Annotated in this window: 28 protein-coding genes and 1 tRNA gene; 24 read left to right on the plus strand and 5 right to left on the minus strand. The window is 66.4% G+C overall.

The window, feature by feature from the left end; genetic code table 11:
- The first annotated feature begins 275 nt into the window (after positions 1-275).
- The 3 genes from ACTMTJ_RS39260 (at position 276) to ACTMTJ_RS39270 (ending at position 2,756) form a co-directional block, all read left to right on the plus strand.
- On the plus strand, positions 276-953 hold the full coding sequence (locus ACTMTJ_RS39260; protein WP_441223826.1) for a dihydrofolate reductase family protein: 678 nt from the start codon (positions 276-278) through the stop codon (positions 951-953).
- A 315-nt stretch (positions 954-1,268) separates the two neighbouring features.
- Positions 1,269-2,063, plus strand: coding sequence for a maleylpyruvate isomerase N-terminal domain-containing protein (locus ACTMTJ_RS39265; RefSeq protein ID WP_441223827.1), 795 nt, complete (start codon positions 1,269-1,271; stop codon positions 2,061-2,063).
- A gap of 216 nt (positions 2,064-2,279) precedes the next feature.
- A complete protein-coding gene (locus tag ACTMTJ_RS39270) occupies positions 2,280-2,756 on the plus strand; it encodes a hypothetical protein (protein ID WP_441223828.1) in 477 nt (158 codons plus the stop codon).
- 484 nt (positions 2,757-3,240) lie between these two features.
- Here ACTMTJ_RS39270 and ACTMTJ_RS39275 read toward each other — a convergent pair whose 3' ends face one another.
- Positions 3,241-3,429: a hypothetical protein gene (locus ACTMTJ_RS39275; RefSeq protein ID WP_441223829.1), complete on the minus strand. Its 189-nt coding sequence runs from the start codon at positions 3,427-3,429 to the stop codon at positions 3,241-3,243.
- Positions 3,430-3,996: 567 nt separating this feature from the next.
- Here ACTMTJ_RS39275 and ACTMTJ_RS39280 point away from each other — a divergent pair.
- The 3 genes from ACTMTJ_RS39280 to ACTMTJ_RS39290 all read left to right on the plus strand — a co-directional run bounded on the left by ACTMTJ_RS39280 (position 3,997) and on the right by ACTMTJ_RS39290 (position 9,123).
- Complete coding sequence (locus tag ACTMTJ_RS39280; RefSeq protein WP_441223830.1) at positions 3,997-5,097, plus strand: recombinase zinc beta ribbon domain-containing protein; 1,101 nt, start codon at positions 3,997-3,999, stop codon at positions 5,095-5,097.
- Between the two features lie 770 nt (positions 5,098-5,867).
- A complete protein-coding gene (locus ACTMTJ_RS39285) occupies positions 5,868-6,638 on the plus strand; it encodes a hypothetical protein (RefSeq protein WP_441223831.1) in 771 nt (256 codons plus the stop codon).
- Positions 6,639-7,929: 1,291 nt separating this feature from the next.
- Positions 7,930-9,123, plus strand: coding sequence for a DUF4062 domain-containing protein (locus ACTMTJ_RS39290; RefSeq protein WP_441223832.1), 1,194 nt, complete (start codon positions 7,930-7,932; stop codon positions 9,121-9,123).
- A gap of 22 nt (positions 9,124-9,145) precedes the next feature.
- Here the strand turns inward: ACTMTJ_RS39290 and ACTMTJ_RS39295 are convergent, their stop codons facing one another.
- On the minus strand, positions 9,146-9,859 hold the full coding sequence (locus ACTMTJ_RS39295; RefSeq protein WP_441223941.1) for a creatininase family protein: 714 nt from the start codon (positions 9,857-9,859) through the stop codon (positions 9,146-9,148).
- Positions 9,860-9,882: 23 nt separating this feature from the next.
- Entirely contained in the window at positions 9,883-10,983 is a 1,101-nt protein-coding gene (locus ACTMTJ_RS39300) for a hypothetical protein (protein WP_441223833.1), read from the minus strand.
- Positions 10,984-11,278: 295 nt separating this feature from the next.
- Here ACTMTJ_RS39300 and ACTMTJ_RS39305 point away from each other — a divergent pair, with 295 nt between their 5' ends.
- The 16 genes from ACTMTJ_RS39305 to ACTMTJ_RS39380 all read left to right on the plus strand — a co-directional run bounded on the left by ACTMTJ_RS39305 (position 11,279) and on the right by ACTMTJ_RS39380 (position 21,984).
- Positions 11,279-11,596, plus strand: coding sequence for a hypothetical protein (locus tag ACTMTJ_RS39305; RefSeq protein WP_441223834.1), 318 nt, complete (start codon positions 11,279-11,281; stop codon positions 11,594-11,596).
- A 295-nt stretch (positions 11,597-11,891) separates the two neighbouring features.
- A complete protein-coding gene (locus tag ACTMTJ_RS39310) occupies positions 11,892-12,788 on the plus strand; it encodes a hypothetical protein (protein ID WP_441223835.1) in 897 nt (298 codons plus the stop codon).
- A gap of 113 nt (positions 12,789-12,901) precedes the next feature.
- Positions 12,902-13,771: an FtsK/SpoIIIE domain-containing protein gene (locus ACTMTJ_RS39315; protein ID WP_441223836.1), complete on the plus strand. Its 870-nt coding sequence runs from the start codon at positions 12,902-12,904 to the stop codon at positions 13,769-13,771.
- Positions 13,772-13,872: 101 nt separating this feature from the next.
- Positions 13,873-14,382, plus strand: a complete 510-nt coding sequence (locus tag ACTMTJ_RS39320) for a DUF6197 family protein (RefSeq protein ID WP_441223942.1) — start codon at positions 13,873-13,875, stop codon at positions 14,380-14,382.
- Complete coding sequence (locus ACTMTJ_RS39325; protein ID WP_441223837.1) at positions 14,379-14,681, plus strand: hypothetical protein; 303 nt, start codon at positions 14,379-14,381, stop codon at positions 14,679-14,681. Before ACTMTJ_RS39320 ends, ACTMTJ_RS39325 begins: the two co-directional genes overlap by 4 nt.
- Positions 14,678-14,902, plus strand: a complete 225-nt coding sequence (locus tag ACTMTJ_RS39330; protein ID WP_441223838.1) for a hypothetical protein — start codon at positions 14,678-14,680, stop codon at positions 14,900-14,902. Before ACTMTJ_RS39325 ends, ACTMTJ_RS39330 begins: the two co-directional genes overlap by 4 nt.
- Before the next feature lie 20 nt (positions 14,903-14,922).
- A complete protein-coding gene (locus ACTMTJ_RS39335) occupies positions 14,923-15,324 on the plus strand; it encodes an RRQRL motif-containing zinc-binding protein (RefSeq protein WP_441223943.1) in 402 nt (133 codons plus the stop codon).
- Positions 15,324-15,557, plus strand: a complete 234-nt coding sequence (locus tag ACTMTJ_RS39340; RefSeq protein WP_441223839.1) for a hypothetical protein — start codon at positions 15,324-15,326, stop codon at positions 15,555-15,557. Before ACTMTJ_RS39335 ends, ACTMTJ_RS39340 begins: the two co-directional genes overlap by 1 nt.
- Positions 15,544-15,861 carry a hypothetical protein gene (locus ACTMTJ_RS39345; RefSeq protein WP_441223840.1) on the plus strand — a complete coding sequence of 106 codons (318 nt, stop codon included), beginning with the start codon at positions 15,544-15,546 and terminating at the stop codon, positions 15,859-15,861. The genes ACTMTJ_RS39340 and ACTMTJ_RS39345 overlap by 14 nt, the downstream gene beginning before the upstream one ends.
- The gene (locus ACTMTJ_RS39350) at positions 15,842-16,609 is read left to right on the plus strand and encodes a hypothetical protein (RefSeq protein ID WP_441223841.1); all 768 of its coding nucleotides are present in this window, start codon (positions 15,842-15,844) and stop codon (positions 16,607-16,609) included. Before ACTMTJ_RS39345 ends, ACTMTJ_RS39350 begins: the two co-directional genes overlap by 20 nt.
- Positions 16,610-16,688: 79 nt before the next feature.
- The gene (locus ACTMTJ_RS39355; RefSeq protein ID WP_441223842.1) at positions 16,689-17,375 is read left to right on the plus strand and encodes an NUDIX domain-containing protein; all 687 of its coding nucleotides are present in this window, start codon (positions 16,689-16,691) and stop codon (positions 17,373-17,375) included.
- Complete coding sequence (locus ACTMTJ_RS39360; protein WP_441223843.1) at positions 17,375-18,475, plus strand: DUF5131 family protein; 1,101 nt, start codon at positions 17,375-17,377, stop codon at positions 18,473-18,475. Before ACTMTJ_RS39355 ends, ACTMTJ_RS39360 begins: the two co-directional genes overlap by 1 nt.
- Positions 18,472-18,738, plus strand: coding sequence for a hypothetical protein (locus ACTMTJ_RS39365; RefSeq protein WP_441223844.1), 267 nt, complete (start codon positions 18,472-18,474; stop codon positions 18,736-18,738). Before ACTMTJ_RS39360 ends, ACTMTJ_RS39365 begins: the two co-directional genes overlap by 4 nt.
- Positions 18,735-20,528 (plus strand): replication initiator, encoded by a 1,794-nt coding sequence (locus tag ACTMTJ_RS39370; protein ID WP_441223845.1) that lies wholly within the window; start codon positions 18,735-18,737, stop codon positions 20,526-20,528. Before ACTMTJ_RS39365 ends, ACTMTJ_RS39370 begins: the two co-directional genes overlap by 4 nt.
- A gap of 29 nt (positions 20,529-20,557) precedes the next feature.
- Positions 20,558-20,764 carry an excisionase family DNA-binding protein gene (locus ACTMTJ_RS39375; RefSeq protein WP_441223846.1) on the plus strand — a complete coding sequence of 69 codons (207 nt, stop codon included), beginning with the start codon at positions 20,558-20,560 and terminating at the stop codon, positions 20,762-20,764.
- The gene (locus ACTMTJ_RS39380; protein WP_441223847.1) at positions 20,764-21,984 is read left to right on the plus strand and encodes a site-specific integrase; all 1,221 of its coding nucleotides are present in this window, start codon (positions 20,764-20,766) and stop codon (positions 21,982-21,984) included. Before ACTMTJ_RS39375 ends, ACTMTJ_RS39380 begins: the two co-directional genes overlap by 1 nt.
- Positions 21,985-22,073: 89 nt before the next feature.
- Here the strand turns inward: ACTMTJ_RS39380 and ACTMTJ_RS39385 are convergent.
- Together ACTMTJ_RS39385 and ACTMTJ_RS39390 are read right to left on the minus strand one after the other, a co-directional pair.
- Positions 22,074-22,145, minus strand: a tRNA-Val gene (locus ACTMTJ_RS39385).
- A gap of 72 nt (positions 22,146-22,217) precedes the next feature.
- The gene (locus ACTMTJ_RS39390) at positions 22,218-22,631 is read right to left on the minus strand and encodes a TIGR02611 family protein (protein ID WP_441223944.1); all 414 of its coding nucleotides are present in this window, start codon (positions 22,629-22,631) and stop codon (positions 22,218-22,220) included.
- A gap of 409 nt (positions 22,632-23,040) precedes the next feature.
- Between ACTMTJ_RS39390 and ACTMTJ_RS39395 the strand changes: the two genes are divergently transcribed.
- Both ACTMTJ_RS39395 and ACTMTJ_RS39400 read left to right on the plus strand, forming a co-directional pair.
- Entirely contained in the window at positions 23,041-23,472 is a 432-nt protein-coding gene (locus tag ACTMTJ_RS39395; protein ID WP_173054647.1) for an SsgA family sporulation/cell division regulator, read from the plus strand.
- 204 nt (positions 23,473-23,676) lie between these two features.
- Entirely contained in the window at positions 23,677-25,182 is a 1,506-nt protein-coding gene (locus ACTMTJ_RS39400; protein WP_441223848.1) for a S15 peptidase family protein, read from the plus strand.
- Positions 25,183-25,236 lie beyond the last annotated feature (54 nt).

Consider the following 25,236-nt stretch of genomic DNA (forward strand, 5'->3'; position numbering starts at 1 on the left):
CCTACTACGCTCAACACCAGCCTCGCGCGGTGGCTGGAGTCAACCACTGAAGTCTCCACAGAACCCGGGGCGGTTCATTACGGATGAGGTCCGCCGGGCTGGGCGCTTACTCAACTGCCGCAGACAAGGCGCGTCCCACCTTCAGGCGCGTCACCGTGCGTTACCGGTGCGCTAGCCTACGACGGTGCACCCCGGGCCCAGCGACGGGTGGTGCCCAAACTAGCGAACATCGAGCTCGGTGAGATCTCGCTGGTGCCGAAACTCAGCGACACCTGGTGCCGGAACTCACGAACAAAGCCACCGCCAACAAGCTTGACCCTGTTAGGACGGGCAAGACCACATCGCCCGAGGAGGAGGACGAGTTGTCGTCATCAGTGCTTGCCATGTCAATGTCGGTCGACGGATACATCGCCGCCCCCAACGACAACCCGAGCAACCCGGGCGGCGACGGTTTCAGCCGCCTGCACGAGTGGGGCTTCGACCCAGACAGGCAGACCTTCCGGACGTCCGGACCGGGCGGGGCGGTGATGGCCGAGATTCTCGCCACTGGCGCGGTCGTGTCCGGACGGCGTACCGCCGAGCAAGCCGACCATTGGGGCGGCGACCACCACGGCGACGGGAAGACCCCCGCCTTCGTGCTCAGCCACCGCCCACCGGACCCGTCGGTCGCGAACTACCCGCTGGTGAAGTACGTCACCGACGGCATCGAAAGCGCGATGGCCCAAGCCAAGGCGGCCGCCGGCGACCGCAACGTGCACGTGATCGGCGCGTACACCGCGCAGCGCGCGATCGAGGCCGGCGTGCTGGACGAAGTGCTGATCCACCAGATCCCGGTGCTACTCGGCGGCGGCCGGCGTCTGTTCGAGGTGCTGCCGTCGCGCGTCGAGCTGGAAATCATCCGGGTGATCGACACCCCGGAGGCCACCCACATCCGCTACCGCATCCTCCGCTGACTCAGCCGCCGGCTCCTGCGCGCGGTCAGGCAGCCTAGCGGGGCGCAGGGTCATCGTGCAGCTTGGGCATCCCCGCTAGTTCTGCCTCTGCTGGGAATCTGGAAGCTCCTGGGCTCCCGAGGCGAACCGGCGCACAGCAAACCTCGACACCCACCTCGCCGAATTTCGTGAACTGATCAGCCAACACGCAGCCTTTTTCATCGTGACGGTGCAGGTCACGGCAGGTGGAACCCTGGCGCGCCAGCGCCGCGGCGCCCGCCGCGTCGGCTGTGAAAATCGCTGTCCGGTTGTCGGAGCACAGTGATAGAAAGCCGGGTGCACAGATTTCTCACGTTCTCTGATCATCTGCGGCTGATTGACGAAGGGTCGACCGCCTTCCGCGCCGCGGTCGCTGCGGCGCCCAGCCTCGACATGCAGGTTCCGACCCATCCCGAGTGGACGCTGTTCGATCTCGTGCAACACGTGGGCATGGCCCGCCGCAAAGCAGCTGCCATCGTGGCCGCAGGGCCTGCAGACGCTCCCCCGGAGAAGTTTGCTTGGGAGGACGGCACGGGTGCGCTTCGGGAACGCGAGGCTCTGTTGGCCTGGTGGACCGAGTCCGTGGAGCGACTGACGAGCGCGCTGCGTGAGGCCGGCCCGGACCGCGGTTGTTGGACGTGGTGGGGTGACTCGCAGTCACCGCAAACCTCCGGTGCATGGGCACGGCGCCAGGTTCCTGAGATCGCGGTGCACACCTACGATGTCCAGCTCACCGTGGGTGCCCCGCAGCCGCTGCCGGAGGAGGTCGCCCTCGACGGTTTCGACGACTGCCAGTTCACCCTCTGCTCGACGGATGTCGCCTGGCCGCATGAACCCGCCGTCGTGGATTACTACGCCACCGAGGGCCGCTCTTGGCGCCTTCGGCTGTCCCGCGACGGCGCATGGGCCGCCCGCCTCGGCGCGCCGGCTGCCAGCGAGGACCCGGACACGGCCGACGCCTCCGCCCGGGGCATGGCCAGTGACCTGGTCCTGTTCTTTTACGGCCGCATACCGCCGGATTCGCTGAAGCTGGAGCTGGACGGCGACCGTCGCATCTTCGACCAGCTCATCGCCTGGGACCCGTCCGTGTAACAACGGCTGACCCGCACTACCCGAGACGAGAAGGCATTCGGACGGTTGGAATATCTGACGTCGCCAGCAAAGCAGTGCGCGGTGCGGGCGTGATACTCACCGTGCCGTGGGTGGTATGCGGCGTGGTTAGGATGCTGTCGTGCCTCGATTGGTGGTGATCTTTGGAGGGGTGGCATGGCGAGGCCGCGGTGGACGTCGATCGTAATCAGTGTCGCGGTGATCGCCGCGGTCAGCGTCTGTGGATGGTTCGTCGTTGTGCGAAACAACGTGCTGGCGCCTCTGGTGTGTTTCACCACCGGCGATCAGGGGGCGATGATCGAGATGTTTGAGGATGATCCGCTCTATTCAGCGACGCCCGAGGGCGGCCACCTCAGCGAGGCGAAGGCAACAACCTATGACTGTGACAACGGGCACGGCGGCTCTCCGACGAACCCGCAGTTCGCCCAGGTGACTCGGTTGTACACGGTGCCCACTGTGTACAACTTGGCGCAGCTACGGGAGCGGTTCACTCCACCTGCCACGGCCGCCGGTTGGCTGACCAACGGGGAAAAGGACGACGGCGACGACCCGGCCTCCTTTGCTCCGTGCGATACTGCAAGCTATTCGGTGAGCGAGTTGCCGATGCTTGGATTTCGTCTCACCACGGTCCGCTGGGGCCGGAGCTTGAGGTCACGTTGGACGCTCGTCGGGTAGAAGGCTCGCTCTGTAGCTAGCGTGATCTGAACCGCCGCTGATCTTGACCTTGCTGGTGCATCCCGACCACCACCGAATTTGCCGGTCAACGGATCTGCGACCGGCGCCGGTCAGCGGCGAACCCGTCCTGCTGGAACGGATGCTCGACAACCTGGTCGACAACGCAGTCCGCTACAACCGGTTGGAGCAACGCCTCGAGACAGCCGGCATCGTCCCCACAGACCCGCATCGTAGATCCGTGGTGGGCCAGCTGATTCTTGAACGATACGTGAGCCTTGATCACGTGTGCTCTTCTGTGCAGACAAGGCGCGTCCCACCTTCAGGCGCGTCACCGTGCGTTACCGGTGCGCTAGCCTACGACGGTGCACCCCGTGCCCAGCGACGGGTGGTGCCCAAACTAGCGAACATCGAGCTCGGTGAGATCTCGCTGGTGCCGAAACTCAGCGACACCTGGTGCCGGAACTCACGAACAAAGCCAATTGCCCTACCCTGAGCCGTCGACCGGCATCCAGTTAGCGGGAGGCGGGTCCAGGTCGTATTGCCGATACGGCTCGTCGCCGCATGGCACACCGGCGAACCGGCTGCGGTCCTTCGCGGCGCGGAAGGTGTTGCGGCGGGCGACGGTGAAACATGCATCTTGCAGCTCCCGAATCTCGGCCCACCGGTCGAGCATCTCGGCGGGTGTGCTGCACCACGTCGTCGGTCTCGAGCCGGCCGGACGGCACTCGGTAATACATCAGCTTCCCGGCGGCGTACGCCCGCAGCCGATCGGTGCGGGCGACCACGAATACGTCCGCAGCGGCGGCGGCCGGCCCATTTCGCTGTGGACGTGACGGCGGACGCCGGATCGGTCAGCGGGCATCGGACCCACCCCTGCCCCACCGGGTCCAGGGTGCGTACGTGCCAGCTCGCGCCATCCGCACCTGTGCCGCCGACCTCGCTGCCGGCAGGCAGTCCCGCGAGGACGTGGGCGGCGTTGGCGTAGTCACCGCCTCCGCCGACCGGACACCCGGCCGTAACGGGTCACGAAGCCGGGGAAAGCGATCCGGGCGAGGGCAACGCCCAACCCTGCAGCCGGTACTCAGAACTCGACGGCCATACGCGCGCCGACGGGCATGGCCATCCCGGCGACGTTCGTGAGCGCCTTGATGACCCGGCTCTGGTGCGGGTGCCCGATGATTCGCTTCCTCGGCAATCTCGCCGAGCGCCGCTCAGGCTTCCCGGCTCGGTGTCGCCGAACTTGGCCGAGCTGTGGCCGCAGCATGGGCCACGAGTTCGCGCAGCCGCCGGATCGTGGTCGACAGTCACATGCCTGCGTGTTGCGGTCTCGATACCGGATCCGCCGCTGATCGATCCGATGTGGTTGTTTTACGTCGTTGCCGCTGGACGTATCAAGGCGTGGTCCGCCCACACCGTCGAACTGATCGTCACCAACCGCACCTACCTGGGCGAGAAGAGCTTCCGTGACATCGTCGTCGCCGACGCCCACGAGGCCATCATCACCGAGAAGCAGTTCGACCTCGCCCAGCGCATCCTCGGCAAACGGTCGACCGAAGTCGGCAGCCGCGCCGCCAACCCTTCCGACTACGCCCTGACCGGCAAGATCCGCTGCCCGCAATGCGGACGCGGCTACATCGGCACCGCCGCCAAAGGCCGGTACAAGACCTACCGCTACTACACCTGCTGGAGCCGCGCCCGCTACGGCACCAAGGCCGGCTGCGACGTCCACCGCTTCAACGCCGACGAGATCGAAGAAGCCATCACCACGGCACTGCTCGACTTCTACACCACTCGCGACGACCTCATCAGCCAAGCCCTCACCACCTTCCAGGAGCGCCACACCGCCGCGACCGGCGACCTACGCGCCCAGCTCGCCAGCGTCGAGCGCGAACTACACGAGGCAGCCGCAGCCACCGACCGTTACCTGATCGCGTTCGAACGCGGCGCACTCGACGATGACGACACTCAGATCCGTCACCGGCTCGCCCGACTCGAGGACCAGGCCCGGCAGCTACGCGGCCGCAAGGCCGAACTCCAACTCCAACTCGACCAACCACCACAGGCACTCAGCCCAGCCGATCTAGCCGCGATCAGCAACGCAATCCGAGAAATCCTCACAAGCCAGGAACCCCCGAACCCGCAAAGCCCTCTTCGAGTCCCTCGTCCACGAGATCACCGTCATCGGCGACGACGCGGTCAGACCAGTCTTCCGAGTCCCCCTCGCCGGAACGACGAAAGGCCGACCCTCGACGGGCCAGCCCTCGACGGAAACCAGGTGGTTCGCGCACTTACAACTATGGTGGGCGATACTGGGATCGAACCAGTGACCTCTTCGGTGTGAACTGCTGGCGGCATGGTCGCCTGAGGTTGCTCACGAGATCAGACCGTCTGCACGGATCTCGTCCAGCCTCGTTCGGTTGCTGGCGTTGCTGTACTTCGCTGCTGTACTGGCCGTCTCGACGAATCTCGATGGCTGCGCCCTGCCCAAGTGGCGCACACTTCTCGATGGGGAGGAGTCCATGGCATCTGAACGACGTCAACGGCGCCGGGAGCGGCGAGCGCTGGGCCGTCCTGCCGCCGTGTCACAACCGGCCCTCCCAGCCGCGGGGGTCATCCCGGTGTCCGAGACCGCCGCAACACCCAAGCGCAAGCAGGAACCGTGCGAACGATGTGGAGCTGGCTGTAGGTCTGAGAAGTATCCATACGGCTGGGTGTGCAAGGTCTGCGCCGACGAGCTCGACCGGTACTACCTCATCATGTTGGGCATGGTCGGTGGGACTCATGAAAGCGCCTACCTTGCCGACAAGCGGAAGGGCACCGTGCCGGATCTCAGTGCGCCAGCGAGGCGGGATCGTCGAGCGCGATCGGCGTAGCCAAGGCAGTATCCGGCGTACAGGCCGACTCGTCCGTCGTGTCCCTGGTCGCGTTCGACGGCAGGCCGTTGACCTGCTGCTTCTCTTGGCATCGATGGTCGTTGCTGGTCAACGTTGGTCGGCGTCTGCCGGCCCGGCAACGGCCCATACGGCCCCACGACGGCCCAACAAGGCCGACCGTGGGCAGCGCAAAGTGGATGGACTCCGGCCGCGAAGCCTCCGTACCGTATGCGAGGCCATGAGCAGCGAGATACCGACAGTCAGCGCCGCCAGGGACGTGGGACCCGGCGGAACGATTCGTTTCGCCATCGGCACGCTGACGGGCCTGAGATCCAGCACCTGGCGCATCTGGACGCCGAAGCACACGACTGACGTGTATCTCGCGCCTCGAGGCATCGCGGGGGTTCAGAAGATCAGCCTCCACGCCAGCGGGAACTGGTCCTACTCCTTCGTCTCTGACACGAAGGCCGCGCCCTTCGTTCCCGAGGGAGCTAGCCGTCATATCGACCTTTGGGAGCAAGCACCACCGTTCGATGCGGGATGGCGCCGGGGCTATTCGATCATAGTGCCCTGGACTGACTTGCGTAGATGGCCGGAGGTCGAGCGAGGCGACGTTGTCTTTGCGCCACATCCAGGCGATGGCTACTGGGTGTACGTGGAGATCGTGTTCGTGGCCGCCGGCACCCAAACCCGGCTGGTGCTCGACGAGATGTATGCCTTGGGGAACATGCGGCTGGTCGACGGTGGAGAAGTAAAGATCATCGCTCGGCGCGTGCGACCTTCCTGGGAAGAAGCGGGCAGGCTGGCCGCTGCGCGAGAGCAAGCACTTCAGGACGCATGGGCGAAGGTAGGGCCGACATTGTATTCCGCGTCAATGCCGCGCATTACCATCCACGGCAACCAGAGCGACGGGACGAGGTTTAGCGCTGATCTTGCGGTTCGCCCGTTGCCTCCCGGACAGATGGTGATCTGTACCCGAGAGCTTGAGATCTCACGGATGGTTCCTTGACCCCCAGGCAACGATCATGGATCGCGAGACCTGCACCGGCCGTAGCCTGACCTGGGCCGATGAGTCCATCGACGTCCACGGGCGTCCGGTCATGCGCTCTCCCGTTGTCACCCAGTTAGTCACTCAAGACGACTCGATCGACCGACGCGTATTGGCGGAACCTTGCCATAATGCCAGAGTGGAATTCACGGAGACCTTCGCTGCTACTGCGGCACAGATTCTTCCTGTACTAGCGTTCGCCGCAGCCGTTGAACTCAATACTCACACGCGGGTTATTGGCCGGATTCGCACTCAATTGGCAAACAATAGGCTACATGAACGGGAACGAAAGCGACTTCCACGCAGGCTCTTCTTGGAGTTTGTGATGGGCTTTGTCTACTTCATTGTAATGGGCCTTGCCGTGTGGGCGGAACTCGCATGCCTGGATGTACTGACACATAATAACGATCCCTTGTTTGGTGTGAAGTTCGTAACTCTCGTTGTAGGACTTTCATTCGGGCTTCTCGCCTTCATACCTATTGTTACGTTAATCGTATATATGTACACGATCAATTGGCGCACCCCGAGCCTCTGGTCTCGCACAAAAACCGATCCAGACATCCCGTCTGCCGTCGACCCGCCCGAAGAGGGGAGCGGGCCGCCGCCCGGGGCGCCACGTCAAGCGGACCTTGACAGTCGGACGGCGGCTGGCGCCCCGGGCGGCGGTCTGCTCGGCTTGCCCGGGTCGATGGCAGACGGGACGGCCGAGCGCCCACCCACGGACCGCGACCCGCCCGCGGTCCTCCGGCATCCCGGAGCCGGAGCGCCCCCGCCGGAGGCGCAGTAAGCCCAACCACCCCACGGCGCGTAACCTCGCCGACGACGCCCGCGCGGCGACCACGCCGCGCGCCAGCTCGCCGGCCGGCTGCCGGCCCAGCAACATCACGAACCCTCGGCTCAGTCTGTCGATCTTCGGCTGTCCCGAGGGGCGTTCTCCTCGCGCCAGCCGACGGGCGTTAGGCGTGACCGTGGCGACCGGCCGAGGGAGCCGCGGGCACGCGCCCAGTCGGCGGCGCGGGCGGCCCGTTTCGGGCCGCCTTGAAGACGTACAGAAAGTTCTCACAGGGCACAGCCGGCAGTCGTGCCCGGCATCGCCTGCCCGGCATCGCCCGGCATCGCTGGCGACCGGCAGCTGGCTGGACATGCTGGCAGTCCGCGGCCGGACAGGCAGCCCCGTCGGGGTCATGGCTGATGGTTGACACTCGCATCGCCGGCATGACATTCCGACCGTTGGACGCCTACCCTTCCCGGCATGACCGTGGAGAGGCGCGAGCAGGTGTTCGTCAGCAGCACGTTCAAGGACCTGGTTGAGGAGCGTGCGGCGGTGATTCAGACCCTTCTCGAAGCTGACTGCATCCCGGCAGGCATGGAGATGTTCCCGGCTTCCGACAGCGACAAGTTTGACCTCATAAAGCGGGTCATCGACCTCTGCGACTATTACGTGGTGATCATTGGTGGCCGGTACGGCAGCGTTGACGCCGAAGCAAACCTGTCGTACACCGAGATGGAGTACGACTACGCCGTGGAGGCCGGGAAGCCGGTCATGGCGTTCCTACACGGTGATCCCGGCAAGCTGATCGGCGAGAAGCTGGACCTTGAGAGCGACCTGCGCAATAAACTGGACGCCTTCCGCCAGAAGACCGAGCGGCGGATGGTGAAGTTCTGGAACGAGTTGGGCGACCTGAAGGGACAGGTTGCGTTGGCGATGATTCAGATCCGCAAGTCGCACCCCGCCGAAGGATGGATCAGGGCGAGCGAAGCCATGACACCCGAGGTGAAGGCTGAGCTTGCCGAGCTGCGGGCCAAAGTCAGAGAACTGTCGGCGGACCTGAAGGACGAGCAGCGCCAGCATGCGTCAGCGATAAACACGTCGGATTTGGTGCAAGGCGAGGAGACCGCTCACATTGAGTGCATCCTGGAGTTTCATTGGCAGCGCGTGATCGACGCAGGCAAGGCCTATCGGAGTAGCCGTGCCCAGGGTCGATGGACCGTTACCCCAACGTGGAACCGGGTTTTCAGGCATCTCGGTCCCGAACTGATGGACGAGGCCTCCGAGGAACACTTAATGGAACGCTTGTCCGCACTGTGTCTCGAAATGTCACGCGATGAACTGCTGACGCAGAAGTCGAGCGATAGCGAGGCCGATGACTCCGACAATGGGGGTGACAAGAAGACCGACCAAGAAGGCGAAGACTCGGGCACGAACGATGACGGCGAGGTCGGCCAGGTCTATGAGGCCGAGGTGACCATAGAGAGTTTCAACGATGTGAAGGTGCAGCTTACGGCACTCGGGTTAATCGTCGGAGGGACCAAGCGTCGACCCCCCAGTGACACGCACACCTACTGGCGCTTGACCGAACGAGGGAACAATCAACTGCTGCGGCTGCGCGCGATCCGAAGGCCGACTCTTGTTGAAACCGAGGCTACCGACGACCCTCAGCGTTGAAGCGTCACGGGTGGATGTCGAACTACTGCGGACTGATCAACTCAAGGTGTGCAGCGAAGGATGTGGTCAAGCTATGGAGCGCTGCCTTACCCTTCTCGGCTGTTCCGAGTGACGGCCTGCCGATGACACCGCTCGTGGTGTACGCGCCCATCCCAAGCGTCAGCAGGTGCGGCCTGTCGTTGGCAATCCAGTCGGCAGCTTCGTTGCCAGGGCGAATTAGCTCAGGAGCTACGTGTAGCAGGAGCGAAGTCTCTAGCTCACCAGCGTGCATGTCTTCGTGGCTGTCGGTCACCATCTCCGATTCAGCCCGCGCTCGGTCCCAGTCCCGACCCATCGGGAACAACGTCATCGTAGGGCCGTGCGTGGCCGTGTATTCCTGCACGACGTTGGATAAGACGTAGTTGCCGCCATGGCCGTTGACGAGGACCACGCGTTCAACGCCTGAACGCCGCAGTGATCCTGCGATGTCTTCAATCATCAGGTGCAAGGTGCGGGCGCTGATGCTGACCGTGCCGGGCCAAGAGGCGTGTTCTTGAGAGCACGAAACGGTGAGAGGAGGTAGCAACAACAGGGGATAGGCCTCGGCGAGCTGACGAGCGATCGCACAGGCGACCACGGTGTCGGTCACCAGCGGTAGGAAGGCGCCGTGCTGCTCGAAGCTACCTACTGGCAGGACGGCTACGGCCGCGTCGCGCCGACGCTCATCTTCGGCCGTTGCGGTCGTGATGAGGTTGATCAACGGTCATGCACTTCCTTCAGCTACCCTTGCGCGAGCTTCTTGATCTCGTGGCTCAGGCTCGATACTTCCTCATCCCGACGCCATGGCACCAGTCGTTCCCGGAGCTCCCGCAGGTCTCGCAGCGCACGAGCTGAGGTAGCGGTGCGGACGGTCCTGACTGCATGGGCACCGATCCTGCACGCGCTCTCCTTGTCTCCCCGTGCAGCGTGAGCTGATGCCAGCCGTGTCAAGCAGATGCCCTGATCGCGTCGCTGGAAGGTCGGCCACGTCGTCAGTGCCTGCTCGAAGACGGGAATCGCTCGGTCGGGCACGTTCAACGCTGCCCAGCAGGTCGCCGACTGCATCTGCATGTACTCCGGTGTGCAGTACTTCGCGACGCTGTCTGCCTCAGCGTCTGGGCGAGTTACCTCCCGCATCGCAGCGTCCAGGGATCGCGCACACGCGTCAGCCTCGCCACGAAGAGCGAACGCGCGTGCCTGCTGTCCGAGGATCGCGGCCCGGATACGCGGCGCGATACGTCCGGCCTCGCGAAGACCGGCGGAGGCCAAGCCAAGTGCTCTGTCCGGACTGCCAAGGTCGCATGCGATGTTCGATTTTCGCATCAACAGGTAAGCCGTTTCAGTTGGATCGTTGATGGCCATGACGTAATCCATCGCGCGATCCGAGTACAGCATCGCATTCGCGGCATCGCCGGCATCCTGGTAGAGCCAGCCTGTCAATTCGTTGTACCGACAGGCGAGCAGAAGCAGATCGGCGCGAACCTCGTTCTTCGCTCTTGGCAGGACGTCATCAAGCAGCGTCGCTTGTGCGCGAACAACGTCGACTAAATGATGCGGGCCCATTAGGTTGTCAGCGCGAACATGCTGGTCGAAGACGCTCCGGAAGTAGTCAACGGTTTCACCGTCCAATGTGGGCGCCACTTGCGGAGACCCGCCGCGGTGCTCGTCGGCAAAACCCAGCTCTTCTTCGTCGCGTCCGTAGATGGTGCAGAAGAGGCGACGGTAGACGGCGTCCACTTGCCCGCCGTGATTCTCCCATCGTGACACCATCGTCTTCAGGCTGGCGGGCGTAGCGATGGTCATCTGATGCCGGCGTGCATGTGCCAGCAGTTCGGCGATCACGCGTGACTGTTTCCACCCCAGCTCCAAGCGTGCTCGCTGGAGCGGCGTCGCGGCGTCCGTAACAGTCTTGGGCGGCATGCTCTCCTCGCTCGAATCGGGTAACAGGCTCGCTCCAAGCAGTATGGCTGATACGGCCGACAAATCGAGGCCTGTTAACAGGTAACTCTCGGTTCCTGTTAACCGTCTGATCTGGCTGCACCCTGCCGTCAGGCGCTGTCATTGGATTCACGAGCGACGTAGCTCGACCCCGAGCAGTCGTCCAGAGGGGACGCGCTCAAGATCTGGGAGGTACATCGTGAAGTTGTACGTGGACGCCAAGGGCAAGCAGGTGACGGTGTCGAAGGACCCCGAGCCGAAGAACGACCAGAACGGCAATCAGCGGTCGGAGAAGGGTACGGGCCGGCTCATGTGGTCGACTCAGGTCTTCGTGCTGGACGAGACCGGTGGCGAGGTGCTCACCGTTACGACGGCTGGTGAGAAGCCGGGCGTGACGGTTGGGCAGCTTGTTCACCCGATCCAGTGGGAGGCGATTCCGTGGGCGACCAACGGGCGTTCGGGCATCGCGTACCGCGCGACGGAGCTGAAGCCGGCGGCTGGCGCTTCGGCGAAGTAGATCCTTTGTACGTCGTGCTGTGTTCGCCATCGGTGTCCGTGGCTGCACCGCACCGTTTAGCGGCCTGACGGTCCGCTAACCCATCAAACCCAGACAGGCCCGGGAACGGACTTCTTCCGACGTTTCCGGTCCGCCGATCACACCAGTGGTGATCGCGAAGTAATCCGTCAGACGTGGCGAGGGGCCGGCACTGGCTCGCAACCTGCCGACCCCCGCCCATCCATCCCGCGTAGAGGGAGGACAACTCGTGTCCAAGTCTAACCCTGGTCGCCTGTTCGGCGGCAGAGGCTCAACGGTGACGGTTATCGAAGACCGGGTGCACCGTTCCTCGATCCGCAAAGCCAAGCTGGCGTTCATCGTCACCGCCGTCGTTGTCGGCATTCTCGCCGCGACGGTCGCCTCGTCGTACCTGCACCCGATCCTCGGCATCCTGCTGGGCACGGTCATCGGCGCCACCGTCGCCGTGCTGGTGGGTGCGTTCGTGCTGATCTGGCCGGTGCTGCGGGTGCTGTGGTGGTGGGCCACCGAAATCATCGCCGCGACCGTGCTGGTCTACGGCTGGACCGCTCTGGCCACGCACACCAACCTGGTCGTGCACCTGATCGTGGTCACCGTCCTGGCCGGTGTGCCGGCGTGCGTCGGACCGGTCCGACGCCGACTGAAGGCGTTCGCCTGGTGCGTCATCGTCCGGCACCGGCTGCGGGTGTGCTTCAACCAGTTCATCATCGCCAACCGATCCGGCTCCCTCCCGCTGATCCTGTGGGCACGTCCCACCCCGGTCGGGGAACGCGTCTGGATCTACCTACGCCCCGGGCTGTCCCTTCGGGACCTGGAGACCCGGCTCGACAAGATCGCCGTCGCCTGCTGGGCGGCCTCGATCACGGTCGAGCGCGCATCCAACCGCAACGCCGCCTACCTGCGGGTTGACATCAAACGCCGCGAGGTGCTGACCGGCACGGTCCGCTCTGGACTGGTCGACGAGGTCCCGGACATGGACGACCTCGGCATCCCGAAGACCCGCACGCCCGCGGCTACCGCCAACCTCGGCGGTCTGGACCTGCCCGACGTGCCAGCCGACGAACCCGACACCGCTTCGCCGTCCCGGCCGTCACCTAGGCCGCAACCCCAACCGGCTCCGGCCGCCTCGACAGCCAACGGCGCCGACGGTGAGGACGTCTCCGACTGGATCTGAGACAGGTCCGTCTACCTCATCTGTCCACACTCGACCGGGCGCGGGAAACCCTGACACGGGTTGGGGTTTCTCGCACCCCCGGCTCGCCTCAACCGAGGGAGCAACCACACATCATGACCATCACCGATCCCCTTGGTAGGGACCGGGTACCGGTCGGGCCGTCGCTGTCCATGTTCGACCCCATGTTCGCGGGCATCGACGAATTCGGCGAACCGGTCTACCTCGACATCGTCTACCACAACCTGCTCGCCGGCGGAGAATCCGGCGGCGGCAAGTCCGGCCTGCTCAACAACGTGGCCTGCCACGCCACCCTGGCCGCTAACACCCGGCTGGTGCTGTTCGACGGCAAGCTCGTCGAGCTCGGCGCCTACCGCAACCTCGCCGACGCGTTCGTCGGCTACGACATCGACCAAGCGCTGTCAGTCCTACGGCGACTGCTGAAGGTCGCCATCAACCGCTACTACTGGCTGCTGGCCCAGCGGCGCCGCAAGGTGCTACCCACCGATGACCTGTCCGTCATCGTCACCATCATCGACGAACTCGCCGTCTATGTGACGCTACTGGGCACCAAGGCCCAGCAAGAGGAGTTCGCCACCCTGATCCGGGGTCTGGTCTTCCTCGGCCGTGCCTGCGGCATGCCCGTCGTGGCCGCCACCCAACGCCCGTCCTGGGACATGATCCCGGCCAGCCTGCGGGACCAGTTCGGCTACCGCGCCGCGTTCCGCTGCACTAGCCGCAACTCCTCCGACATCGTGCTCGGGCAGGACTGGGCCGACCGCGGCTATAACGCCGTCGACATCCCACCCACCAATCCCGGCGCCGTCCTGCTGCTGGCCGAGCGAGGCGTTCCTCGCCTGGTCAAGACGGCCTACCTGACCGACGAGCAGATTTACAACATCGTCGACTACGCCGAATGGATCCGCCGCCCCACCAATCCGGCCGGCCTCAACGGCCACCGCCGCGAGTGGGAAATGGCCGCCTAACTGGCGCCCCCAACGTTCTCGGCCGACAGCACCGGAACACGCCTCGCAAGCAAGCCGGCGCTGTCGACCTCCTGACCACCTTCCGAAAGGACGTGGCTGCCATGAAGCCTACGCAAAAACCGTCCACCAACGTCAACGGACCTCGACCGCCTCGTCTGGCCGGTCTGCTCGGCATCACCGACCTCGGCGAGGTGACGCCGGCCGAAATCCTGCGCGGCGCCGCCTGCTACCTCCAGCTGCACGGCTGGCACCAGGGCTCCCTCTACGCCGACGAAAACCCCACCAATTTGACCCCGGCCGCCTGCGCTCAGGGCGGCATGGGCATGGCCGCTTTCGGCAAGCGCATCCCGGACACCGGCCACAACGTCGAGATGCGCGACTTCCGCCGCGCGAGCGCCTTCTTCAACGACTACCTCAACCTGGTCGGCGCCAAGCCGGCACCCACCGAGGACCAAGAGGAATGGGAAGGCCCCTCGGTCGGCGACTGGAACGACGACCCCGACCGCACCTTTACCCAGGTTCACGCGGCGCTGTTGGCCGCCGCAGACGAATGGGAACGCACGCACGCGCCGCTGCCGGTGCTGAATCTGCCGGGCGGTGATAACGCATGAACACCGTCAAGCCGGTATTGACAGCTAAGGCCTCCCGGCCGCGTCGCCGGATGGTCGTGGAGAACGACGAGTTCGCCGCGTTCGCCCGCCGGATCCTTCGCGCCCACGGCAAGCGGGTCGCTACCGGCGATGTCGAGGCACTCATCGACCTGGTGGCCCTGTCCACTGTGCTCGACATCGTCATCGCTGAGGCCGTGAACGGCCTACGCCGGCACGGCTACTCCTGGGCCGAGATCGGCACCCGACTCGGTATCAGCCGCCAGGCCGCGCAACAGCGGTGGGGCGGTGACGAGTCATGACCCGTACCGGTCACGCCGCCGTGTACGACGCGGTGTTCGAGCAAGCGTGTCGCTACGCCGACCTCGTCGGCAGGATCCGGGGCTGGGTTGACGCCACCATGCCCGATCCCAACTTCCCCGACTTCGTACCCCTCACCGCCGAAGAGGCAATGACCGAAATCCGGCGTCTGTTCGACAAGTACGACGCCGAACAGGCCACACCCGGCGGTGATCGCCGATGACCACCGCTACGGCCGACATGATGCTGCGAAACCGGGACCTGGATTTCCTGGTCGACCATCGCGGCTTCTTCCTGGAGTTCTACGACCCGGACGGCAAACGGTTCGGGTTCCCCACCTTCCCCTACCACTGCGCCCCCGACGGCCTGGTAACCCGTCGCCAACTCCGCGCAGCTGGCCTACGCCCGGCCGGTCAACCCGTCGTCGCGCAAATTCTGTGGCGGCACCGCAAACACCGCCGGATCGCCTACCTCTACCGCCGCGACCTGGCCAAGCCCAAGCGCGAGCCGACTGACGCACAGCTCATCGCGGTGTCCAAGGCGCTGCTGGCCCGGCGGACCTGTCCGACCTGCGAGCAGGTCAAGGACTACTACATCCCCCGCCGTACCGGCGAATGCCTCGACTGCAACCCGGAGGTCAACTAATGACCACCATCCCGGACCCTCCGTCCACAACGGACGAGTTCTGCATGTGCAGCGCTGACGTCTATGTCGAGTGGCCTGACCTCGACCAACCCGGCATCACCGTCCATGCCGTCACCTGCTCCGGCTGTGGCCACCGCGACCTGTCCTACAACGAGGGCGGCTTCTACGAGCCTCCCACCGACGCCATCTACCACACCGACCCCGGATGGGAGGTCCCTGATGACCACGCCTGACCCCATCGATGTCACCCCGGACGTTCCCGGCTGCCACTGGTGCTTTGAGGGCAACACCCCCAACGGCATCCACCCGATGTTGGGGCCGGTGTTCATTCCCTGCCCGTACTGCTTCGCCCGCTGCGACGGCTGCCGTGGCTATGGCCTGTTCTCGGCCGACTTTCAGTGTTTGGGCTGCCTGGTCGAAGACCTCATCGGACAGGGCCTGGCCCCGGTCTTCTGCCCCACCTGCACCGGCGTGGTCGACCTCATCAAGATGCACACCCCACAGGAGGCGACATTCCATGTCCTCCACCACCACTAAACCCACTCCGACCCGCCCGGCTCGGGGGGTCCGGCTTGAGGGTGGCGTCCTGGTCCTCATCGTCCTGGTCGTCGGCGTCTTTGCCGGCGCGGCCTCGTTCACCCACGTCAAGGACTGGACCCTCGACAACTCCCCACCTGGCACCGGCACCTGGTTCGGCTGGGCCAACGCCGTCATCTCCGAACTCGTCCCGATCGCCAGCCTGCTAACCATCCGCCGCCGCAAACGACACGGCGGCCCGATCGGCTACCCGATGGCGCTGCTCATCGCCGCCGCCTGCCTATCACTGGCCGCACAGCTCGCGGTCGCCAAACCCGGCCTGTCCGGCTGGCTGCTGTCGGCCGTGCCAGCACTGGCATTCATGGCCCTAGTCAAACTCGTCCTGGCCCCGGTCAAAACCTCCACACAGGACAAGACCGTCGATGTGCCTGCCGAGTCCAACCAGGACAGTCGGCCTGACGCCACATCGGCCACTGAACCGGAAATGGTGACGGTACCGGCGGCTACCGCGCCGCCAACCTTTGTGCCGGACGTTCCGGTGCATCTGCTGCCGACCGCCCGCTACGCGGTGGTCAACCACCGGCAGACCACCGGCCAGCCCATCACCGCCGCCCAGCTCGCCGGCCGGCTGTCCATCAGCCCGGACATCGCCGGGCAGCTCCTGGCCGAACTGGGCGAACCCGCCAACCCGCACACGCCGGCACTACCGGCCCGGGTCAACGGCACCCACCTACCTGTCAACCACTGACCGCGCGGGTGGGAAGCCGCTCAGGTTTCCCACCCCCCGGGCAACCGCCCTGTCTCACTCCAAGAAGGAGCAACACCCCATGGCTGACATCACCTACACCCACCCCGACGTGCTGACCATCGGCGTGCGGGACGGCTGGGCCGACCCCGAAACCGACCCCACCCGGATCGACTGGCCAACCCGCCAAGCCACCGCCGCCATCCCCTTCCACGTCGTCGACGGCCGCCCGGTCAACCCCTGCGAGAAGACCGCTGTCCGCTACGGCCGCAACCGGCTCGGCCACTGGGGCGAACACCTCGCCGCCGACGCCCTCGTCTTCGCCAACGACACCGACGGCCACCGCTGGATCGTCATGGTCGAACGCGCCGACGGCAACGGCTGGGCCCTACCCGGCGGCAAAGTCGACCCCGGCGAAAACCCCACCACCGCCGCCATCCGCGAACTGGCCGAAGAAGCCGGCCTCAGCATCCCCGACGCCACCTGGCACACCACCCCACCGCGGTATGTGCCCGACCCCCGCGCCAGCGACGAATCCTGGATGGTCACCGTCCTATCCCGCACCCACCTCGGCAATGCGCCCCGCGACGGCTTTCCCGCGGTCATCGGCGCCGACGACGCCGCCCGAGCTGCCTGGGTCCGCGCCGACACCTACCGAACCCTGACGGACTACATCCACACCACCTACCAGGGGCGCGTCTTCGCCGCCCACCAGCGCATGTTGGCCACCGCGCTTGACGACATCACGTTTGTCCAAGGGGGACAGTGATGACCAACACCAGCACGCGTATCGAGTGGACCCAGACCAGTTGGAACCCGGTCACCGGCTGCACCCGTGTCTCGTCCGGTTGTGACCACTGCTACGCCGACGCCATCGCGACCCGGTTCGCCGGCACTCCCGCTTTCCCCAACGGCTTCACGCTCACCCTGCGCCCGGAACGGCTGACCGACCCGCTGCGGTGGCGCACACCTCGACGGGTGTTCGTCAACTCCATGTCGGACCTGTTCCACGACAACGTGCCAGACCGTCACATCGCCGACGTGTTCGCCGTCATGGCACTTACCCGGCAGCACACCTACCAACTGTTGACCAAACGGCACGCCCGCATCCGGTCTCTACTGTCCCGGCCCGACTTCCTGCGCCAGGTCGCGGAGGCCGCCTCCGAACTGATCGGCTCCGGTGTCCGCACCAAAGGCATGGGTACCGGCTGGACCGCCACACCCGGCCCGCACGGCCACATCTGGACGCCCCCATGGCCGCTACCCAACGTCTGGGTCGGCGTCTCCGTCGAAAACCAGCACTGGGCCGACATCCGCGTGCCCGCACTACTCGACACCCCGGCCGCGATCCGCTGGCTGTCCTGCGAACCACTCCTCGGCCCGATCGAACTTCGCACGGACTGGCTGCGGCCGATACCCGGCTGCGCCTTCGCCAACCCCGACGACGGCCTCTGCGCCCACCCGCAAGCGGCCACACCGGAATGCCACCGGCACAGCGACTGCCCACCAAACCCAGACACCTACCGGGGCATCAACTGGGTCGTCGTCGGCGGTGAATCCGGCCCGGCCGCCCGACCGATGCATCCCTTCTGGGCGTGGTCCCTGCGCGATCAATGCGAAAGCGTCAGCGTGCCGTTCTTCTTCAAGCAATGGGGCACCTGGGCACCACTCGCACCCAGCCGCGGTAACCCCGGCGCCACGCTTATCTTGCTCCTGCCGGACGGCACCCGCTACCTGAGGGCCAACGGTCAGCTTGAGCCGCCCACCGTCGCCTACCTGGCCCGCTACGGCAAAACCCGCGCTGGCCGCCTGCTCGACAGCCGCACCTGGGACCAGTACCCAACCGGCTGCGACGGTGACCTGCCATGACCATCCACGTCACCGCCGTCCACCACACCCTCCACACCTGCCCGGCCGACCCCGAGCCGCACGTCGTCGACACCCACCGGACCGTGCTGGCCGTCATCGACGGCGGGCCTTGCCGGGCACCGGTCACCATCCGCTGCGGTGACACCGTTACCGAGATCCCTTGTGGACGTCACGAACCGCGACAGCGGCAATGCGGCGCCTGCCGGATCATCGTCACCGAACACACCGTCACCAGCACCCACCCCACCGGGGTAGCTGCGTGACCGCTTCGACGCTGACCCCTACACCCGGAACCCACGCGGCTCCGGGTGTGGCGGCCTACGCCGAACCGGCACCCATCCACACCTACACCGCCACCGGCTCCGCCCTCCAACGGGCCGGCCGCGACGACTACCCCGCCTGGCTCCACCACGTCAAAGCCGCCGCCGGCTGCACCCGCCCCATCCGGCTGGTCGGCACCATCGACACCGTCGACCCGGCCACCGGCCAGCGGCTGTCCCGACGCCACACCAGCCAGATGCCCGACGCCGCGATCTACAAAGCCTGCGGGAACCGGCGTGGCAGCGTCTGCCCGGCCTGCGCCGGCATCTACCAAGGCGACGCCTACCAGATCGTGCGCACCTTCCTCATCGGCGGCAGGGGCGTCCCGCAGACCGTCTCCCGACACCCGGCCGTGTTTCCCACCCTCACCGCGCCGTCGTTCGGCGTCGTGCACAGCCGGAAGGTCAAACGGCACTCCTGCGCCAACCGCAAACGCTGCGACTGCCGACCCGAACCCTGCCACGCCCGCCGCGACCACGGCCTCTGCGCCCACGGCCGGCCGGCGGTCTGCTGGGCCCGCCACGAGCTCGGCGACGCCATCCTGGGTCAGCCGCTGTGTCTGGACTGCTACGACCACGACCACCAAGTTGTGTGGAACCTGTTCTCCGGAGAGCTGTGGCGGCGCACCAAGCAAGCCGCGGAACGCTACCTCGCCCGCCTGGCCCGGCAACGTGGCATCCCACCCGTCGAGGTGGTCACCGAGTCCGGCAAGGTCCGCCGCGTCCCACCGGTCCGGCTCGCGCACGGCAAAGCCGCGGAGTTCCAAGCCCGGGGAGCGGTCCACTTCCACGCCCTGCTGCGCCTGGACGGCATCGACGGACTCGACCCGGCCGCCGTCGTGCCGCCACCGCCCGGGTTCAGCACCGTCGACCTCGAAGACGCCATCCGGTACGCCGCCACCCACGAGGCCTTCCACACCCCCGACCACCCGGACATGCCCGAAGGGTGGCCGATCGCGTGGGGCGACCCCGACAGGGGCCTCGAGGTACGGCACATCACCCTCACCGGATCCGGCGAGGTCACCGACAGCATGGTCGCCGGCTACCTCGCCAAATACGCCACCAAATCCACTGAGGCCACCGGCCACACCTCCACCCGCCTACACGCCGACACCATCGACCAACACGCCGACCCCGACGGCGACCACACCGCCCGCCTCATCGACGCCTGCTGGCGACTAGGCCGACCACAACACACGCCCGAACCCCTCGCCAACAGGCCTCGACCCGAACGGCCCACACCCGGGTTCAAACCGCGCTGGACGTGCCCGGACTGCGGCACCCACACCCGATACGCCGCCTGCCCCGTCTGCGTCGCCGAACGTCAAGACGCCCTTGACACCGAAACGCCGAACAACGCAGGCCGTACCATCTGGATAGGCCTACGCCGATGGGCGCACATGCTCGGCTTCGGCGGCCACTTCCTCACCAAAACCCGACGCCACACCGTCACCTTCCGCCTCCTCCGCGAAGACCGGATCACCTTCCGCCGCAACCACGAGCGCGACGACCAGGACCACGGCGTCATCAAACTCGCCGACCACCTCGACGAGGAAACGACGCTCGTCGTCGGCAGCCTCACCTACGCCGGAAGCGGCTGGCACACCACCGGAGACGCACTCCTGGCCAACACCTCCGCCGCACTCGCCCGCGCACGACACCAAGCCGGCCGCGAAGAACTCGCCCACGAAATCGGCTCCACCATCGCCGGCACCACGCCGGCCGCCACCTGAACCCCTCAGATCTGAAGGAGGACAACCAAATGGGCAGCCAGCTCGGGCCGCTCATCCCGAAGTGGTACTCGCCGGCCGAGGTCGCCGTGCTTCTCGGGTACGGCCTGTCGAAGGTGAAGATGAAGATCGCAACCGGTGAACTGCGGTCCATTAAGGACGGTAAGTATCGGCGCATCCTCCCTGAGTGGGTCGACGAGTACATCCGCAACCTCGTCGACCAACAGGAGGCCGCCTGATGCCTAGCCGCAAACGCTCCAACGGGGAAGGCTCGATCTTCCCCTACCGCAACGGCTTTGCCGCCTACGTCTGGGTCATCAAGCCAGACGGCAAGCGCACCCGCAAGTACGTCTACGGCAAGACCCGCGAGATCGTCCACGACAAGTGGATCAAACTTCACCAACAGGCTAAGGCCGGACCGGTGGCGACCACCGTCCCGACACTGGGCCAGTTCGTGACACGCTGGCTTGTCGAGGTCGTGAAGCCGAACCTGGCTCCGCTCACTTACTCGACGTATGAGACGTTCAGCAGGCTCTACATCATCCCGGGCCTGGGTGCCAAGCGGCTGGACCGGCTCCAGCTGCGCGACGTGCAGGTGTGGTTGAACAACATTCGCGACACCTGCCAATGCTGCGCGCAAGGCAAGGACGCTGGCCGTCGACCCGCAAAGCGCCGCTGTTGTGCGGTCGGGCAATGCTGCAACGACTTCGTCTCCGGACGAACGATCAGCGATATTCGCGGCGCCCTTCGGTCAGCGCTCAGCCGCGCCATAACCGAAGAACTCATCGGGAAGAATCCGGCTGCGGACGTCAAACTGCCCGCGGCTCGCTCCCACAAGCGCAAGGCGTGGTCCAGCGACGAGGCACGGCGCTTCCTGGAGTCCGCCCGGGCCGATGACGACCCGTTCTACGCCGCCTACGTCCTGGTCCTCGTGCAGGGCCTACGTAAGGGCGAGGCACTCGGACTCACCTGGGATGACGTGGACCTAGACCAGGCTGAGGTCACCATCGCATGGCAGCTCCAGCGCGTTGGCGGGCAGCTGCTGCACCGCGAAACCAAGACCGAGGGTTCAGACGTCACCCTGCCTTTGCCGCCCATCTGCGTGGCGGCGCTCCAGCTGCGCCAGCGGCAGCAACAGGAGGCACGCTCGGCGGCCGGCAACGTCTGGCAGTCCTCCGGGCTGGTCTTCACCACCCGCTACGGCACACCGATCGAGCCGCGTAACTTCAGCCGGTCCTATGACAACCGCATCGACAAGGCCAGCGTGCGACGGATCACCGTGCACGACGCCCGGCGCACCTGTGGCACCCTGCTCGCCGACCTCGACGTGCATCCCCGTGTCGCGATGGCGATCCTGAGACATGCTCAGTTCTCGATCACGATGGAGATCTACACGCAGGTCTCCAGCAAGGCCACCCGTGACGCGCTCAAGCGGCTCGGCGAAAGCTTGGACGGCTGACTCATGGCCGACTCACACTGCTGTACTTCGCTGCTGTACGGCATGAAGAAGGGGCCGAATCATCGATGGATTCTGGCCCCTGACCTCGGTGGGCGATACTGGGATCGAACCAGTGACCTCTTCGGTGTGAACGAAGCGCTCTCCCGCTGAGCTAATCGCCCTCAGCGCGCACGACTGTACCCGATCCGCTCCCCGCCGCGCATCTCAGTACCCCCGCGCGTCGCGGGGATGGGTCACAGGCGGTCGAGGATCTCGGTCACCAGGTTGACGTCGAAGCTCAGCAGGACCGAGGCCCACACCACCGCGCTGACGAAGATCATCCCGACCAGGCCTATGGCGATGCGGACGGCCCAGGACTGGCGGGTCACCCATCTGGTCCACAGGCGCAGGTAGCGGCGGGTGAAGGTGAGCAGGCGCCGGGCCCAGGAGAACTCGATCGCCCAGATGCCCAGTCCACCCAGGACGATGAGCCAGCCTGGGCCGGGCAGCGGGATCAGCAGTGCGCCGACCGCCACCACCAGGAGGCCCGCCAGGCCTACCGCGATCTTCAGTGCCACGCGGCCGGTGGGGTTGGCGCGGACGACCTCGAGCGTGGTGCTCATGCGGTCGCGCCAGCGTGGCTTCTGAAGGAGGGCGCCCTCGTCCATGGCGCCTGGAGTTTCCTGTCCACGATCTTCTGTGGCGTCCACCACGTCCGTCCCCGTCATCGCCGTTCAACCCCCCGGAACCACGGCCGGGCGCCCGTATCGACACCCAGTATGGCCTCTTTTGGGGCCATTTCGCCTCCGCAGTCTCGTCCCGCCCGTCACTCATCTGGACCACTGGACGTTACCGGAGTGAGTCGACGTCTGAGCCACACCCGACGCCGGGCGGCAACCACCACGGAAAAAGAACCGGACATCCTATATGAAATCAGTTCAATCTCGTGGCAAATCGGGGCCGTCTTCCCACTACTGGGTGAGATCAGCGTATGGCGGAGCGTAATCAGGAGTATCCACTGAGTATGGGAGACGCGGGTCACGTGCGTCCCGCAGCGGTGCCGGGGGGAGAACGTCCATGAGTGTCATCCGACCGACGACCGTAGAGGTCGAGACGTCATTGCGGCTCGTCGCACCGGATGCGACGGCGCTGCCGGTACGGGCCAGCCTGCGCTACGACCCGGCCGATCCGTACGCGGTCCACGTGCTGTTCCACGCCGAGTCGGCGGGGGGCGAGGCGGTCAGTTGGTCGTTCGCCCGCGAGCTGCTCGTCACGGGACTGGACGAGCCGGCCGGGATCGGCGACGTGCGGGTGTGGCCCTGGGCCACGCCGCGCGGAGACTTCGTCGCGCTGGCACTGTCGTCGCCCGACGGCAACGCGCTCTTCGAGGTGCCGCGCAGCGTGCTGGTGCGGTTCCTGCGGCGGACGTACGTCGTGGTGCCGCGGGGTCGCGAGACCGATCACCTCGACGTCGACGCGGCGGTCAACCGCCTGCTGGCGGGCCGCTGACCCGGACACACCCGAGCGCCGCGCGGAGCTGCCGTCTCCGCGCGGCGTCTCTACTTTTCCGGTGAACAGACATCGACGTTCCCCTCTTGTGACCTGGTTAATACCTCAGCTACCGTTCAGTAACATCTTCGTGGTGGCGCCACCGCGGCTCGCTCGCCGGACCCGGCCGTCCTCCGGGTCCGGCCAGTCCCCCGCGAGGTCACCATGCCGCTCTTCCCCCGCCACACCGTCAGAGCGACGGCCGCCGTACTCGGAATCCTCACCCTGCTCACTGCGGCGCCGGCACCGGCGCACGCGGCGGCGACCACCGCGTTTCGCCTGGTCGACCTGCCCGCCCGCGACGGCGCGGTCCTCAAGGCCAACCTCATCTCCCCCACCACCCCCGGCCCGCACCCCGCGATCGTCTTCATCTCCAGCTGGGGCCTGAACGACGCGGAGTACCTCGCCCAGGCGCGATCGCTCGCCACGGCCGGGTACGTGGTGCTCTCGTACACGGCCCGCGGCTTCTGGGGCTCCGGCGGGCAGATCGACACGGCCGGGCCGAAGGACGTGGCCGACGTGTCCGCCGCGATCGACTGGTTGGACGCCAACACGACGGCCGACCCGGCCCGGATGGGGCTCGGCGGCGTCTCGTACGGCGCGGGCATCGGTCTGATCGCCGCCGGCCATGATCCCCGGGTACGCGCGGTGGCCGCCCTGTCCGGGTGGAGCGACCTGGTCGAGTCGCTGTACGCCGGCCAGACCCGCCACCCGCAGGCCGTGTGGCTGCTCCAGGCGACCGCCCGGTTGCTCGGGCGGCCGAGCGCCGAGTTCGAACAGATCGTTTCCGACTACTTCGCCAACCGGAACGTCGACGGCATCACCGCCTGGGGACGGATCCGTTCGGCGGAGACCTATCTGGACGGTCTGCGTGCCAACCGGCCCGCCGTCCTGCTCGCCAACGCCTACGGAGACTCCATCTTCGGTCCCAACCAACTTGTCGACTTCTTCGGCGACCTGACCGGCCCGAAGCGGCTGGAGTTCTCCCCCGGCGACCACGCCATCCCCGAGCTGACCGGGCTCGCCGGCCTGCCCAACGAGGTGTGGGCCAGCGCGCGGCAGTGGTTCGACCAGCACCTGCGCGGCGGGCCGGCGGGCGGCGCGCCGGTCGTGCTGCGGGTGCGCAACGGCGGCGTGGAGCCGTACGCGGACTGGGCGGACGTGACCGGCTCGACCACCCGCTACCCCCTCTCCGCGGCCTCCTTCCGGGCGAACGGCGACACCGTCGCCAACGCCGGCGTCGTGCTCCTCACGAACGGGCTGGAGGCGCTCACCGGGATACCCCCGCTGGCCTGGCTGCCGGCCGTCGACCGCTCGCGGGCGGCGGTGTGGCAGACCGGGCTGCTGTCCGGCGGCGCCGCGGTGCGCGGCATCCCCCGCGTCCACCTCACCGTCACCCCGGGAGCGAGCACCGGCACGGTCGTCGCCTACCTGTACGACGTGGACCTGGTGGGCACCGGACGGCTGGTGACGCACGCGCCGTACACGTGGCTCTCGGGCGGGCGGCAGGAGATCGACCTGGCGCTGCCGGCCACCGCGTGGAACGTGCCGGCCGGCCACCGGCTCGCGCTCGTCCTCGACACCGAGGACCCGTTGTACCTCGACGCCAACCCGGCCGGGGCGGCGATCGCGGTCACCGGGCCGAGCTGGGTGGACGTGCCGTTGCGCTGAGCAACCGGCAGCTTTGCCGCCACGACGTGCGAGGTCACGCCGCTGCGGCTACGG

It is taken from the genome of Phytohabitans sp. LJ34, assembly GCF_052068095.1.
Classification (GTDB): domain Bacteria; phylum Actinomycetota; class Actinomycetes; order Mycobacteriales; family Micromonosporaceae; genus Phytohabitans.